The 13,955-nt window shown below is 70.6% G+C and carries 10 protein-coding genes; 7 read left to right on the forward strand and 3 right to left on the reverse strand.

Going from position 1 to position 13,955, the window contains the following annotated elements:
* The first annotated feature begins 20 nt into the window (after positions 1-20).
* The 5 genes from ACP6CK_RS08515 (at position 21) to ACP6CK_RS08535 (ending at position 5,609) form a co-directional block, all read left to right on the forward strand.
* On the forward strand, positions 21-2,060 hold the full coding sequence (locus ACP6CK_RS08515) for an NAD(+) synthase (protein ID WP_426958452.1): 2,040 nt from the start codon (positions 21-23) through the stop codon (positions 2,058-2,060).
* Positions 2,061-2,132: 72 nt separating this feature from the next.
* Positions 2,133-2,738: a cysteine hydrolase family protein gene (locus ACP6CK_RS08520; RefSeq protein ID WP_426958453.1), complete on the forward strand. Its 606-nt coding sequence runs from the start codon at positions 2,133-2,135 to the stop codon at positions 2,736-2,738.
* Between the two features lie 77 nt (positions 2,739-2,815).
* Entirely contained in the window at positions 2,816-4,417 is a 1,602-nt protein-coding gene (locus ACP6CK_RS08525) for an FAD-dependent oxidoreductase (RefSeq protein ID WP_426958454.1), read from the forward strand.
* The gene (locus ACP6CK_RS08530; protein WP_426958455.1) at positions 4,414-4,626 is read left to right on the forward strand and encodes a DUF2783 domain-containing protein; all 213 of its coding nucleotides are present in this window, start codon (positions 4,414-4,416) and stop codon (positions 4,624-4,626) included. Before ACP6CK_RS08525 ends, ACP6CK_RS08530 begins: the two co-directional genes overlap by 4 nt.
* A 2-nt stretch (positions 4,627-4,628) precedes the next feature.
* Complete coding sequence (locus tag ACP6CK_RS08535) at positions 4,629-5,609, forward strand: MBL fold metallo-hydrolase (RefSeq protein ID WP_426958456.1); 981 nt, start codon at positions 4,629-4,631, stop codon at positions 5,607-5,609.
* On the opposite strand, the gene ACP6CK_RS08540 is transcribed toward ACP6CK_RS08535, so the two are convergent.
* Positions 5,584-6,075 (reverse strand): MarR family winged helix-turn-helix transcriptional regulator, encoded by a 492-nt coding sequence (locus tag ACP6CK_RS08540; RefSeq protein WP_426958457.1) that lies wholly within the window; start codon positions 6,073-6,075, stop codon positions 5,584-5,586. The two genes, ACP6CK_RS08535 and ACP6CK_RS08540, sit on opposite strands and share 26 nt — an antisense overlap.
* 75 nt (positions 6,076-6,150) lie before the next feature.
* Between ACP6CK_RS08540 and hmgA the strand changes: the two genes are divergently transcribed.
* A complete protein-coding gene (hmgA, locus tag ACP6CK_RS08545; RefSeq protein WP_426958458.1) occupies positions 6,151-7,497 on the forward strand; it encodes a homogentisate 1,2-dioxygenase in 1,347 nt (448 codons plus the stop codon).
* Positions 7,498-7,646: 149 nt separating this feature from the next.
* On the forward strand, positions 7,647-8,357 hold the full coding sequence (locus tag ACP6CK_RS08550) for a response regulator (RefSeq protein ID WP_426958459.1): 711 nt from the start codon (positions 7,647-7,649) through the stop codon (positions 8,355-8,357).
* 61 nt (positions 8,358-8,418) lie between these two features.
* On the opposite strand, the gene ACP6CK_RS08555 is transcribed toward ACP6CK_RS08550, so the two are convergent.
* Together ACP6CK_RS08555 and ACP6CK_RS08560 are read right to left on the reverse strand one after the other, a co-directional pair.
* Positions 8,419-11,547: a PAS-domain containing protein gene (locus ACP6CK_RS08555; protein ID WP_426958460.1), complete on the reverse strand. Its 3,129-nt coding sequence runs from the start codon at positions 11,545-11,547 to the stop codon at positions 8,419-8,421.
* A 207-nt stretch (positions 11,548-11,754) separates the two neighbouring features.
* Positions 11,755-13,800, reverse strand: coding sequence for a BTAD domain-containing putative transcriptional regulator (locus ACP6CK_RS08560; RefSeq protein ID WP_426958461.1), 2,046 nt, complete (start codon positions 13,798-13,800; stop codon positions 11,755-11,757).
* Positions 13,801-13,955 lie beyond the last annotated feature (155 nt).

Genomic DNA, 13,955 nt, shown 5'->3' on the forward strand with positions numbered 1-13,955 from the left:
GGACGGATACGCTGCACGCCATGAGCTTTCACGCCCTCTATCGGCACGGCTTCGCGAGGGTCGCGGCCTGCACGACGCTGTGCAGCCTGGCCGATCCGGCGACGAATGCGGAGGCGGTGCTGGAGGCCGCCCGGCGCTGTGACGCGAAGGGCGTCGCGGTCGCGGTGTTCCCGGAACTGGGCCTGTCCGGCTACGCGATCGACGACCTGCTGCTGCAGGACACGCTGCTGGATGCGGTGGAACGCGCGGTGGAGCGGGTCGTCGCCGAATCCGCCGCGCTGCTGCCGCTGATGTTCGTCGGCGCGCCGCTGCGGCACGGAAACCGCGTGTACAACACGGCGGTCGCGATCCACCGCGGGCGGGTGCTGGGCGTGGTGCCGAAGATCCACCTGCCGAACTACCGGGAGTTCTACGAGCACCGGCACTTCGCCTCCGGCGCGGGGACCGAGGGCGGGACGATCCGGCTGGCGGGGCAGGATGTGCCGTTCGGGCCGGACCTGCTCTTCGCCGCGGAGGACCTGCCCGACCTCGTCGTCCATGCGGAGATCTGCGAGGACCTCTGGGTCCCCTCCCCGCCCAGCAACGAGGGGGCGCTCGCGGGGGCTCTGGTGCTCGCCAATCTCTCGGCGAGCAACATCACCATCGGCAAGGCGGAGACGAGGCGGTTGCTCTGCGGATCGCAGTCGGCGCGCTGCCTCGCGGCCTACATCTATGCGGCGGCCGGGGCGGGGGAATCCACGACGGACCTCGCCTGGGACGGGCAGGTCTCGATCTTCGAGAACGGGATGACGCTGGCCGAGAGCGAGCGCTTCCCGGCCGGGCAGCAGATGGTCGTCGCCGACGTGGACCTGGACCTGCTGCGGCAGGAACGGGCGCGCCAGGGAACCTTCGACGACAATCGCCGGGCCTATGGGCGAATGGATTTCCGCCGGATCGCGTTCCGGCTCGATCCGCCGATGACCGACCTCGGTCTGGAGCGGGAGGTGGAGCGCTTCCCCTTCGTGCCGGCGAACGAGGCGCGGCTGAACCAGGATTGCTACGAGGCCTATTCGATCCAGGTCTCGGGGCTGGAGCAGCGGCGGCGGGCGACGGGGAACGGAAAGCTCGTCATCGGCGTCTCGGGCGGGCTGGATTCAACCCAGGCGCTGATCGTGGCGGCGAAGGCGATGGACCGGCTGGGGCGGCCGCGCACCGACATCATCGGCTACACCATGCCCGGCTTCGGGACGAGCGCGGGGACGAAGGGCAACGCGCACCGGCTGATGGCCGCGCTCGGGATCGACGCGCGGGAGCTGGATATCCGGCCCGCCGCGACGCAGATGCTGAAGGACCTCGGTCATCCCTTCGGACGGGGGGAGCCGGTCTACGACATCACCTTCGAGAACGTGCAGGCGGGGCTGCGGACGGATTACCTCTTCCGTGCGGCCAACCGCGAGGGCGGGTTCGTGCTCGGCACGGGCGACCTGTCGGAGCTGGCGCTGGGCTGGGCCACCTATGGCGTGGGCGACCACATGTCGCACTACAACGTCAATGGCGGCGTGCCGAAGACGCTCATCCAGCACCTGATCCGCTGGGCCGTGTCGTCGAAGCAGTTCGACGAGGAGGTGTCCGCGGTCCTGACCGACATCGTGGAGCAGGAGATCTCGCCGGAGCTGATCCCGGCGGATGCGGGCGGCGCGATGCAGAGCACGGAGGGGAAGATCGGGCCCTACGCGCTGCAGGACTTCAATCTGTTCTACACGCTGCGCTACGGGTTCCGGCCGTCCAAGATCGCATTCCTGGCGACGCGGGCCTGGGGCGACGTGGCGCGCGGCGACTGGCCCCATGCCTATCCGGAGGCGCGGCGGCGGGCCTATGACCTGGCCGAGATCCGGCACTGGCTGGAGGTCTTCCTGTCGCGCTTCTTCGGCTTCGCGCAGTTCAAGCGGTCGGCGCTGCCGAACGGGCCGAAGGTGGCGGCGGGCGGTTCGCTCTCGCCGCGCGGGGATTGGCGCGCGCCGTCCGACGGCAATGCGCGCGCCTGGCTGGCAGAACTGCGGGAGAACGTGCCCGAGCGCTGAAAGCCGCCGCTCCAGCTTGCATCCCTCGCGGCGTCGCGCCGTTCTGCGCGGTGCTGCGGGAGGACGGACGGGATGGAGGAAGGGCACCTCGAATTCGGGCCGCTGGGCAAGGGCTGCGTGCATCTCTGCGTGGACATGCAGCGGCTCTTCGCGGAGGGGCCGTGGGAGGCGCCCTGGGTGAAGCGGGTGCTGCCGGTGGTGGAGCGGCTGGCGTCGGCGCGGGCGGACCGGACGATCTTCACGCGTTTCATCCCGGTGGAGCGCCCCGGCGAGGGCGTGGGATCGTGGAAGCGATATTATGAGCGTTGGGGCGACGTGACGCTGGAGCGCCTGGCACCGGGTATGACGGAGTTGCTGCCACCGCTCGCGCGCCTCGTGCCGCCGGCGGAGGTGCTGGACAAGACCGTCTACTCCCCCTGGCTGCAGGGAGACCTGCACGGAAGGCTGCAGGCGCGGGGCTGCGACACCCTCGTCATCAGCGGGGCGGAGACGGATGTCTGCGTGCTGGGCGCCGTCATGGGCGCGGTGGATCGCGGCTATCGCGTGGTGCTGCCGACGGACGCGCTCTGCTCCTCCCGCGACGCGACGCATGATGCGCTGCTGACGCTCTACCGCGAGCGCTTCGGGCAGCAGGTGGAGACGGCGATGACCGAGGAGGTTCTCCGCGCCTGGCAGTGAGGGCGGGCGCCTTGCGGCGGCGGATTCGCGGGTGATAGCGTCTGCTCCAGCGGGGACGGGAACGGTGGGCCGGGGTGATGGACGTGCGTTCGCTCGTCTTCGACTACCGTCGCTCTCCCGACCAGGATGCGAGGCTGCCCGCGCGGCATCCGGTGGTGGTGGCAGGCGCGGGACCGGTGGGGTTGTCCGCGGCGATCGACCTCGCGCAGCGCGGGGTGCCGGTGCTGCTGCTGGACGATGACGACCGGCTCTCCACGGGATCGCGGGCCATCTGCTTCGCGAAGCGGACGCTGGAGATCTTCGACCGGCTGGGGATCGGTGAGGCCGTCACCTCCAAGGGGGTGGGGTGGAACACGGGGAAGGTGTTCTTCCGGAGCAGCCTTCTCTACGCCTTCGACCTGCTGCCGGAGGCGGGGCATCGCCGGCCGGCCTTCGTGAACATCCAGCAGTATCATGTCGAGCACTTCCTGCTGGAGCGCGCGGCGGCGCTGCCGAAACTCGAGATCCGCTGGCGGAACCGCGTGGCGGGTGTGGCTCCGGATGACCACGGCGTGATGCTGGATGTCGAGACGCCGGAGGGTGCCTATCGACTGCGAGCCGCCTGGCTGGTCGCGGCCGATGGCAGCCGCAGCCCGATCCGCCGGGCCATGGGGCTGGAGAGCCGGGGGCGGAGTTTCCGGGATCGCTTCCTGATCGCCGACGTGCGGATGCAGGCCCCCTTCCCCGCCGAGCGCTGGTTCTGGTTCGATCCGCCCTTCCACCCCGGCAAGTCGGTGCTGCTGCACCGGCAGCCCGACGATGTCTGGCGGATCGACTTTCAGCTCGGCTGGGATGCGGACCCGGAGGCGGAGCGCGCGCCGGAGCGGGTCATCCCGCGCGTGCAGGCGCTGCTGGGGGAGGACGTGCCCTTCGAGCTGGAATGGGTGTCCGTCTACACCTTCACCTGCCAGCGCATGGAGCGGTTCCGGCACGGGCGCGTGATGTTCGCGGGGGACGCGGCGCACGGCGTCTCGCCCTTCGGGGCGCGCGGGGCGAATAGCGGCGTGCAGGATGCGGAGAACCTCGCCTGGAAGCTGTCGCTGGTGCTGCGCGGGGACGCGCAGGAGACCCTGCTGGACAGCTACGATTCGGAGCGCGTGGCAGCGGCGGACGAGAACATCCTCGCCTCGACGCGCAGCACGGATTTCATCACGCCGAAGAGCGAGGTGAGCCGGGTCTTCCGCGACGCGGCCCTGTCCCTGGCGCGGGATTGCGGCTTTGCACGGCGCCTGGTGAACAGCGGGCGGCTGTCGGTCCCTGCGGTGCTGAGGGATTCGGCGCTGAACACGGCGGATGCGGAGGCCTTCGCCGTGCCGATGGTGCCGGGCGCTCCGGCGGCGGATGCGCCGGTTCGGGTGGGCGGGCGTGACGCGTGGTTCCTGCAACAGATCGGGCCGGACTTCACGCTGGTCGTGTTCGGGGCGGAGGCACCGCCGGCCCTACCGGATGGGCTGCGCGTCGTGCTTGTCGCGCCCGGCGCCGTGGAGGATCCAGAGGGGCTGCTCGCCGCGCGCTATGACGGGCAGGCGGGCACGGCGTACCTGTTCCGCCCGGACGGGCATGTCTGCGCCCGGTGGCGCCAGGTCGAGGCTGGCGCCGTGCGGGCCGCGATATATCGGGCGATGGGAGCGGCCGCATGACCGCGCTGACGCTGGACGCGAATCTCGCCGACCCCGATGCCTTCTATGAGGCGCTGATCGAGGCGCATCGCGGGCTAACGGATGAGCAGAGCCAGATGGTGAACGCACGGCTCATCCTGATCCTGGCCAATCAGATCGGGGATCTCGGCCTGCTGCGACAGGCCGTGGACAAGGCGCGGGACGGGATCGCCGAGGAAGGGAAGGATTAGCCATGTCGGGCTTCGCGAGCACGAACGACCTATCGGAGAAGCAGATCTCCTTCGACGAGCTGGGGCCGGGGCTCTACGGCTACACGGCGGAGGGGGACCCGAATTCCGGCGTGGTGATCGGGGATGATTCCGTCCTGGTGGTGGACGCGCAGGCGACGCCGATCATGGCGCGGGATGTGATCGCCCGCATCCGCGCCGTGACGGACAAGCCGATCCGGCACGTGGTGCTCTCGCACTACCACGCGGTGCGGGTGCTCGGGGCATCGGGGTATGAGGGCGCGGAAGTGATCGCCTCGGACGTGACGCGCGAGCTGATCGTGGAGCGCGGGGCGCAGGACATGGACAGTGAGATCGGGCGCTTTCCCCGCCTGTTTCGCGGCCGGGAGAGCATCCCAGGCCTCACCTGGCCCGACATCACCTTCCACCGGCGCATGACGCTGTGGCTGGGCAAGCGAGAGGTGCAGATCATCCAGATCGGGCGGTCGCATACCGCCGGCGACACGGTCGTCTGGTTGCCGAAGGAGCGGGTGGCCTTCGCGGGAGATGTGGTGGAGTTCGGGGCCACGCCCTATTGCGGCGATGCGCATTTCGGGGACTGGCCGGGCACGTTGGAGGCACTGCGCGCGCTCGGCGCCGAGGCGATGGTGCCGGGACGGGGCCGCAGCCTGCTGAACGCGGCCGACATCGCGGAGGGGATCGGGGGGACGGCGTCCTTCACCGCGGACCTGTTCGCGATCGCGAGGCGAGGCGTCGCGGCGGGGAAGCCGCTGGGCGAAGTCTATGCGGAGGCCATGCAGGAGATGCGGCCGAAATATGGGCACTGGGTGATCTTCGAGCACTGCATGCCCTTCAACGTGTCCCGCGCCTATGACGAGGCGAAGGGGCTGGACCGGCCGCAGATCTGGACGGCGGAGCGGGACGTCGCGATGTGGCGGGCGCTGGAGGGCAACGCGCCGGTCAGGTCGGCGGAGGTTCGGGGCTGAGGGCCGCGATCTCCGCCGCGCGCGCGCCGATCTTGCCGAGGATGGCATCGAGCTGCTCGTGCTCGGCCGGCGTGAGCGCGGCGGCAAGGCCGGATTGGAGCTCACGCGCCAGCGGCACGATCTGCCGGTAGATCAGGCGTCCCCGACGCGTCAGCGCCAGGGCCTGGGCGCGCGCATCGCCCGGCAGGGGCCGGCGCTCCACCAGCCCCTTGTCGGCCAGACGAATGGCGGCGCGGCTGACGCGCACGCGGTCCATCCCGGTCCGGCGGATCACCTCCTGGGTCGAGCGGGGCGAGGCCTCGCCGAGGATGGCCATCACCCGCCATTCCGGGATGGCAAGGCCGAAGCGGGCCTCGTAGCGCGCGGCGAAGAGCCGGGAGACGGCTTCCGCTGCCACCGAGAGGCGATAGGGCAGGAATTCGCCGAGGATGAGCGGCGCGTCGGCGTCGGGTCCCAGACCGTCCATGCGGCATCCTTTTCATCTCATCTGAGACGATATAGAAGTCGCGGGGAGAGGGAAGATCCTTCGGGAGCGATCGCCATGAACGTGTCCGTCCGCCCGTCGCGCCCGGCCGGGGCGACGCAGCTCCACCCCGGCTACATGTCGGGCTTCGGCAACGGGTTCGAGACCGAGGCGCTGCCCGGCGCGCTGCCGATCGGGCGGAACTCGCCGCAGAAGCCGGCCTACGGGCTCTATGCGGAGCAGCTCTCGGGCAGTCCCTTCACGGCGCCGCGGGCGACGAATGAGCGGTCCTGGCTCTACCGCATCCGGCCGACCGTCGCGCATTGGGGAGACTTCCAGCGGGTCGACCCGGGCCTCTGGCGCAGCGCGCCCTGCACGGAGGTGGAGGTACCGCCGGCGCCGATGCGCTGGGACCCGATCCCGCTTCCGGCGGAGGGCCAGACTTTCCTGCAGGGCGTGCGGACGATCACCACCGCCGGGGATGCCGGGGCGCAGGCGGGAATGGCGGCCTCGATTTATCTCGCGACGCGGCCCATGGAGGACGAGGTCTTCTACAACGCGGATGCGGAGATGCTGATCGTGCCGCAACAGGGCGCGCTGCGCCTGTGGACGGAGTTCGGCATCATTCACGTGGCGCCCGGCGAGATCGCGGTGATCCAGCGCGGCGTGAAGCTGCGGGTGGAGCTGCCGGACGGCGCGGCCCGCGGGTATCTGTGCGAGAACTACGGCGGCGCCCTGACCCTGCCCGAGCGCGGGCCGATCGGCGCGAACTGCCTGGCCAACCCGCGTGACTTCCTGACGCCTGAGGCCGCGTATGAGGACCGGGACGTGCCGACGCGGATGGTGGTGAAGTGGGGCGGCGCGCTCTGGGCGACGGAGCTCGCGCACTCACCCCTGGACGTCGTCGCGTGGCACGGGAACTACGCGCCGTACAAATACGACCTGCGGAAGTACTCGCCCGTGGGGCCGGTGCTGTTCGACCACGCCGATCCCTCGATCTTCACGGTGCTGACGGCGCCGAGCGAGACGCCGGGGACGGCGAACATCGACTTCGTCATCTTCCCCGACCGCTGGCTGGTGGCGGAGAACACCTTTCGCCCGCCCTGGTACCACATGAACGTCATGAGCGAGTTCATGGGGCTGATCTACGGCCAGTATGACGCGAAGACGGGCGGCGGCTTCGTGCCCGGCGGCTTCTCCCTGCACAACACGCTGCTGCCGCACGGGCCCGACATGGACGCCTTCGAGCGCGCTTCGAACGCGCCGCTCCAGCCGCATCGGCTGGAGGGCACGATGGCCTTCATGTTCGAGACGCGCTTCCTGCAGCGGGTGACGCGCTACGCCGCCGGAATACCGGAACGCCAGCGGGAGTACGGGCGGTACGGGGCGCCGCTGAAGCGGCATTTCGACCCGAGCCGGCCGTAGCCGAATCTCTACTCGGCCTGACGGGCGCCGGGCCCCGGGCGGCCGGGCCGGACCGGGGGTCTGTTCGGGGGAGGCACCGTTCCGTTTGACGCCATCCCCGGCTTCCCCCACCTTGCGGCCTCGGGGGTGATGGAGAGGACTCGGCCGTCATGGCGGCACCCAGGATCGTGCTGGTCGAGGATGAGCCGCTGCAGCGGCAAATCGTCTGCGAATACCTGGCGCAGCACGGCCTGCGCCCGACGGCGGTTGGCTCGGGCGCGGACCTCAAGCGCATCACGAAGCAGAATCTGCCCGACCTCGCCCTGCTGGACGTTCATCTTGGGGAGCCGGAGGACGGGTTCGCGCTTGCCCGCTACCTCCGCAGCCGCTCCTCGCGAATCGGCATCATCATGCTCACGGCGGCCGGGGAGACGGTGGACCGGGTGGTCGGGCTGGAATCCGGCGCCGACGACTACATCACCAAGCCCTTCGAGCCGCGGGAGCTGTTGGCGCGGATCAAGGCGCTGCTCCGCCGTTCCACCCCGGCCGCCCCTCCCCCTCCCCTGCTGACGCGGGTCCGGGTCGGCACGGCGAGCCTGGACCTGGAGCGCCGCGTTCTAGTGCTGGCCGACGGGACGGAGGACGCGCTGGCCGCCAGCGAGTTCGACCTGCTGAAGATCTTTGTCGAGAATCCGAACCGGCCGCTCGCGCGCGATTGGCTGCTCGAATCGACCGCGCACCGGGAGGCGGAGGCCTTCGACCGCGCCATCGACAACCGGATCATGCGGCTGCGCCGGAAGGTGGAGTCGGATCCGGCGAAGCCGGAGGCGATCCGGAGCGTCCGCGGCATCGGCTACATGTTCGTCCCGCCGGGGGATTGAGGGCGCTCCTCCGGTTCCGGTCGCCCGGAGGAGAGGCTGCCTTCCCTCCCCCGGGGCCTCGTCAGCTCATCACCCCATGCGCCTGCCGGGCCGTCTCGAGCGTGCGGCCCATGAGGCTCTCGATACCCTCCGCGGCGGCCCGGGCAGCGGCCACGTCGCCCTGCCGCGCGGCGGCCTCGACCTGCGCGGCCTGCTCGGCCAGGAGGCGGGCGCCGACCATGCGGGCCGCACCCTTCAGCCGGTGCGCGAGATGGGCGAGTTCGGTGGAGTCGGTGGACTTGGCGATGGCCGCGACCTCGCCCGAGACGCTTTCGGCGAAGCTCTCCAGGATGGCGTTCAGCCGGGCCTGGTCGGCGCCGAAGAGGCTCCGCAGCGCCTCGGGATCGTAGAGGGCGCCGGTGCCGCGGAGGGTGCGCTCGGTCGCGAGGCTCGGGATCCAGCGGCTGAGGACGCGTCCGAGCGTGTCCAGGGCCACGGGCTTGGACAGGAACCCGTCCATGCCGGCCGCGTAGCAGCGCTCGTCCTCGCCCTTCAGGGCGTTCGCGGTCACCGCGATCAGCGCGCTCCGGACGAGGCCGTTCGCCTGCTCCTCCCGCCGGATGGCGCGGGTGAGGTCCAGCCCGTCCATGCGCGGCATGTGCAGGTCCAGCAACACGACGCTGTGGCGCTGGCGGCGCCAGCATTCGAGGGCCGCGACGCCGTCCTCCGCGAGATCCGCCTCCAGCCCGAGCAGGGCGAGCTGGCGCTCCAGCACCTCCCGGTTCACGGGATGGTCGTCGGCGACGAGAAGGCGCGGGGTGCCCGCGTCGGCGCGGCGGCCGCGGGCGGGCGCGGTGCCATTGGCCGCGCCATTCGGGTTCGCGTTCGGAGCCATGGCCGCGTCCAGCCGCAGCAGGACGGTGAAGCGGCTGCCGCGGCCGGGCACGCTCTCCGCCTTCGCGTCACCGCCCATGAGCTGGGCGAGGCGGCGCACGATCGAGAGGCCGAGCCCCGTGCCGCCGAAGCGGCGGGTGGTGGAGGTATCGGCCTGGGCGAAGGGGCGGAAGAGGCGGGACATGGACTCGGCGTCCATGCCGATGCCGCTATCCTCCACCGCGATCATCACGGCGACCTTGCCGTCCTGCTCCGGGCGGGTCTCGGTCATGACGCGGACGAAGCCGCGCTCGGTGAACTTGATCGCGTTGCCGAGGAGGTTGAACAGGATCTGGCGCACCCGGGTGGGGTCGCCATTCACCCAGTCCGGGCCCTTGCCCGGCGGATCGGCGAAGAGGGCGAGGCCCTTCCCGCTCGCCTGCGGCATGAGCGTGTCGACCGCCCCGCCGACGAGGCCGTTGAGGCTGAAGGGAAGCGCTTCGATCTCCATTCGCCCCGCGTCGATCTTCGAGAAGTCGAGGATGTCGTCGATGATCCGCAGGAGGGACTGCGCGCTCTCCCGCATCACGGCCACCGAGCGGGACTGGTCGGGGTTGAGGCCGGTCCGGTCGAGGATCTCCATCATCCCGAGCACGCCGTTCATGGGCGTTCGGATCTCGTGGCTCATGGCCGCGAGGAAGGTGGCCTTGGCCTGGGCGGCGGCCTCGGCGGCGTCGCGGGCGGCCTCGGCCTCGGACTTCGCGGCCAGGGCCTCCTCGGCGGCCGACTTCAGGGCGGTGATGTCGCGGCAGACGATGAGGAGCTGGTCCTCCGGTAGGGCCTGGAAGGAGAAGTCCACCCACTTGCCGTTCGGCATCCGGCGGATCTGTCGCAACCCGGAGGGGGCGGTCACCTCCCGTCGCCGCTCCGCGATGACCTGCTCCACGGGACGATCGCCGAAGTCGCCGCGCGCATGGCGCCAGCGAAGGATGTCGTCGTGCGAGGAGCCGCGCCGCACCAGCTCGCCCGGCATGCCGAGGAGATCGGCGGCACGGTCGTTGCTTTCGATGATGATGCCGTCGCGGTCCAGCAGGACGACGGAGTCCTGCATCGTGCCCAGCACGCGGCGGAGAAGGTTGCGCTCCGCCTCGATGGCGCCGGCAGACTGCTTCAGCTCCGTCACGTCGCGCAGGACGATAAGGAAGCGGCGGTCCGGGAGGTGGTGGACGTTGTACTCCACCCAGCGCCCGTCCGGCTGCGGGCGGATCTCATGCACCCCGCCCGGCGCGATGCCGCGGTTCCAGCGCTCCGCGATGACGGCCTCGACGGGGCGGTCGAAGCCGAAGGCGCCCCGCTCATACTGCCAGCGCAGCAGGTCAGAATGATGGGCGCCGGGGGCGACGAGGTGATCCGGCACGCCGAGCAGGCCGGCCGCGCGCCCGTTCGTCTCGACGATGACGCCGCGTTCGTCGATCAGGACGACGGCGTCCTTCAGCCCGTCGAGCACGTGGCGCAGCAGGTTCCGCTCGGATTCCACCGCCGCGGCCGATTCCTTCAGCGCGGTGATGTCGCGGATGATGATGAGGAGCTGTCCTTCCGGCAGCGGGCGGAAATTGTACTCGACCCAGCGCCCGTCCGGCATGCGGGAGGAAAAAGTGAGACGACCGGCCGCGAGGATGCCGGCGCGGCGGCGGGCGACGAACTCATCTTCCGGGACGTCGAAGCCATAGTCCCCGCGGCGATAGAGCAGGCGGAGGATGTCCTGGTGCAGCATGCCGCGGACGGGCATGTCGGGCGGGAGACCGAGCAGCTCCCCACCCTTGTGCGAGCTCTCCAGGATCTTGCCATCGGCATCCATGAGGATGACGACGTCCGTCATATTCTCGAGCAGGTGACGGGTGCGGGCCCGCTCGTCCCGCAGCGCGGCCTGGTCCCGACGAACCGCGGTCACGTCCCGCCAAACCGCCAGGAACCCGCCGTCCGCGGCGCGACGAACCTTCAGCTCGATCGCCTGCCCGTCGGGCGTGACCCAGGTGGCGGCGCCCGGCCCATTGGCGAAGGGTCCCATCGCCTTCGTCATCGCGACTTCCATCGCCTCGGGGTCGGCGGGGGGCGGGCCGAAATCGCCGCGGGCGACCTGATGCCGGACGAGGTCCGCGATGGCGACGCCGTCCTGGGACAGCGCGCCGGGCAGGTTCAGCACGGCGCCGAGCTTCACGTTCCCGAGGATGCGGCGGCCCTCCGCATCGAACAGGGCGACGCCGGCCGCGATCTCCTCCAGACCGAGGGAGAGCAGGCGAATAGCGTGTTCTGGAGCGATACGGGCGTCGGCGGCCATGCTCCTTTATGGCCGATGGGAAGTCCCAACCGTATCCCGTGCCCGATCAGGAAGTGTCGCGTGTGTCGCGCCCAATCTTGAGAATTGTCGCGTCTGTCGCGAGACGTCCTTCGCGTCGCCGGTTGCAAGGCGCGCGCTGTCGCACGCGGCCGAAGGCCACGCTGGTCTCAGAGACTTGGAGGTGACCGGCGCGACGCGCCGGCCCGATCAGAACTTCGGCGCGCCGGCCAGCCGCAGCCCCTCGGCGTAACGCTCGCGATCCTCGGCGCGCCGGAAGGGGTAGGCTCGAACGAAGTTCCGGACGTTGAAGCCCGGTTCCAACCGGAGCAGCTCATCGAGGTAGGGCTTCGCCTCCTCCTTCTGGCCGAGATGCCCCATGGCCGAGAGAAGCGACTTGTAGCCGTTGATAAAGCCGGGGCTGGCCCGGACGGAGCGCCGCCCGACCTTCACCGCTTCCTCGAAGTTGCCGGCGAAGGTGTGACTCATCGTGAAGATGTGGTCGAAGACCTGCGCGTAGGGATGGGCCGGCGCGAGGCTGCGATAGCGTTCTAGGCGCTGCAGCGCGCCCTCCGGATTGCCGGCGTAGCAGTGTGTCGGCGCGCTCATGGCCCAGGCGGAGGCCTGGTACGGGTTCATCTCCAGGCCGCGGTCCAGGTAGTAGGCGGCGGAGTCGAAGTCTTTGTGGAGGAAGGAGCAAACATGGCCGTAGATCCCGGTCGCCTCGGCGTTCTCGGGATCGAGCCGCATGGCGAGCGAGGCGAGGCGCTCCGCCTCCTGCAACGCGCTGGTGGGATCGGGGGTCCAGCCCTGGCCGATCTGGTAGACATGCCAGCAGGCCGCCCAGGCCGCGGCCATCGCGTTGTCCGGCTCCCGCGCGACAGCGCCGGCGAGCAGCTTCCCGGCCTGCTCGAAACGGTCGCGCTGCAGGCTGTAGAGCAGCGGGATGGCGCGCAGCACGGCACAGGTCGCGTCGAAGCGCGACGCGGCGCCGCGGCGCGTCCCGGCCGCATGGACGATCACCGGATCGAGCTTCGCGACCAGTTCCCGGATCGCGGTGCTCTCGACCTCCTCGGCGCCGTGCGGCGACAGCGCGACCCGTCCGCTCCAGAGCGGCCGCGCGAGCTCCGTCACATCCAGCAGCGACATTTGAAGCTGCCGGTTTCCGCCCTCACGGCGCAGGGCACCATCCACGAGGTAATCCAGCCGGAAAGCCTCGCAGGCGGTCCGGGAGGGATGGTCCCGCAACTCGCGCAAGGCGAGCGGCGCGATGATGTCGAAGCGCCGGAAGCGGGCGAGTTCCAGCGCCGCGTCGTCAGCGTGCGCCCGGGCCAAGTCCTCGCTCTCCCCTGCCCCGGCGGCGGAAAAGGGAAGAACGCCGACCCGCAACCGGTGCTCCGGCTCGGGCAACGGCGGAAGCTCGGTCGCGGGGGCGGGGCAGCTCGGCGCCGTCGTCCGGGCCGAGGCAGGCACCTGAAGCGAGGCACGGAGGCCGGCCGCGAGGTCCCGCGTCTCGGCCGAGGGCTCCACGTCGAGGAGGCGCTTGAGCGTCTCCCGGCATCTCTCATAGGCCTGGAGGGCCCGGCCGCCGTCGCCGCGTTCGGCGGTGAGCCGGATCACGGCGCGCCAAGCCCCCTCATGCGCTGGATCGACCGCGAGCAGGGCCTCAGCCGCCTCGAGCGCGCTGGGAGATCCGCCGGGTTCGCTCAGGAGCTGTTCGAGTCGGGCCTCCTGCGCGGCCTGGCGGCGCGCGGCGAGGTGCCGCCGCTCCGGCAGGAGCCAGTCGTCGAAGCTCTCGCTCAGGCCCTCCAGCCCCTCCATCAATTCGCCGGGGCGCGGACCGGACATTGCGGTGACGAGAGGGCTATCGAGGGCCCAGGCATCCACCTGGAGGGCGTCGGGATTAACCCTAACGCCATCGTGATCGGCCTGAAGAACCCCGCCGCGACCGCCCGGCAGCACGCTCGCGAGTTCCTTGAGAGCCTGTCGCAGACTGGCGCGGGCCTGCTCTTCGGGAACGCGGTCCCACAGCATGGCGGCCAGCTTCGAGCGGGGAACGGCGCGCCCCCCCGCGAGGGCGACATAGCCGAGCAGCGCGCGGCTCTTGCGCCCGCGAATCGGGATCTCCTGGCCGTAACGATCCTCGGCGCGGACGGGGCCAAGGAGGCTGAGTCGGACCGTTGCGGCTGATCCTGCTAAATCAGGATCGCTGCCGTCCAGCCTGGAAATCGTCGCCGTCGTGAAGTCTGCGACCATACCCCGCGCCTGTCTGCCGGTCGCGACCGGCGGTTGCCGAAAATGGATAGACCGCCCGGCCGATTTGGTAAACAGTTTCGGGGTACGGTCGTTTCAGGCCCTGGCGGACCGACGGAGCGAACGATTAGGACATGGCGCGAACGGGCGTGCGGGGC

The organism is Muricoccus radiodurans, assembly GCF_050154705.1.
Classification (GTDB): Bacteria; Pseudomonadota; Alphaproteobacteria; order Acetobacterales; family Acetobacteraceae; genus Roseomonas; species Roseomonas radiodurans.

Excerpts from the sequence above, each read along its gene's own strand:
- ACP6CK_RS08550 (WP_426958459.1), top strand. The coding sequence starts at position 7,647 with ATGGCGGCACCCAGGATCGTGCTGGTCGAGGATGAGCCGCTGCAGCGG.
- ACP6CK_RS08530 (WP_426958455.1), top strand. The coding sequence starts at position 4,414 with ATGACCGCGCTGACGCTGGACGCGAATCTCGCCGACCCCGATGCCTTC.
- ACP6CK_RS08525 (WP_426958454.1), top strand. The coding sequence starts at position 2,816 with ATGGACGTGCGTTCGCTCGTCTTCGACTACCGTCGCTCTCCCGACCAG.
- ACP6CK_RS08515 (WP_426958452.1), top strand. The coding sequence starts at position 21 with ATGAGCTTTCACGCCCTCTATCGGCACGGCTTCGCGAGGGTCGCGGCC.
- ACP6CK_RS08560 (WP_426958461.1), bottom strand. The coding sequence starts at position 13,800 with ATGGTCGCAGACTTCACGACGGCGACGATTTCCAGGCTGGACGGCAGC.
- ACP6CK_RS08555 (WP_426958460.1), bottom strand. The coding sequence starts at position 11,547 with ATGGCCGCCGACGCCCGTATCGCTCCAGAACACGCTATTCGCCTGCTC.
- ACP6CK_RS08540 (WP_426958457.1), bottom strand. The coding sequence starts at position 6,075 with ATGGACGGTCTGGGACCCGACGCCGACGCGCCGCTCATCCTCGGCGAA.
- ACP6CK_RS08520 (WP_426958453.1), top strand. The coding sequence starts at position 2,133 with ATGGAGGAAGGGCACCTCGAATTCGGGCCGCTGGGCAAGGGCTGCGTG.
- ACP6CK_RS08535 (WP_426958456.1), top strand. The coding sequence starts at position 4,629 with ATGTCGGGCTTCGCGAGCACGAACGACCTATCGGAGAAGCAGATCTCC.
- hmgA (WP_426958458.1), top strand. The coding sequence starts at position 6,151 with ATGAACGTGTCCGTCCGCCCGTCGCGCCCGGCCGGGGCGACGCAGCTC.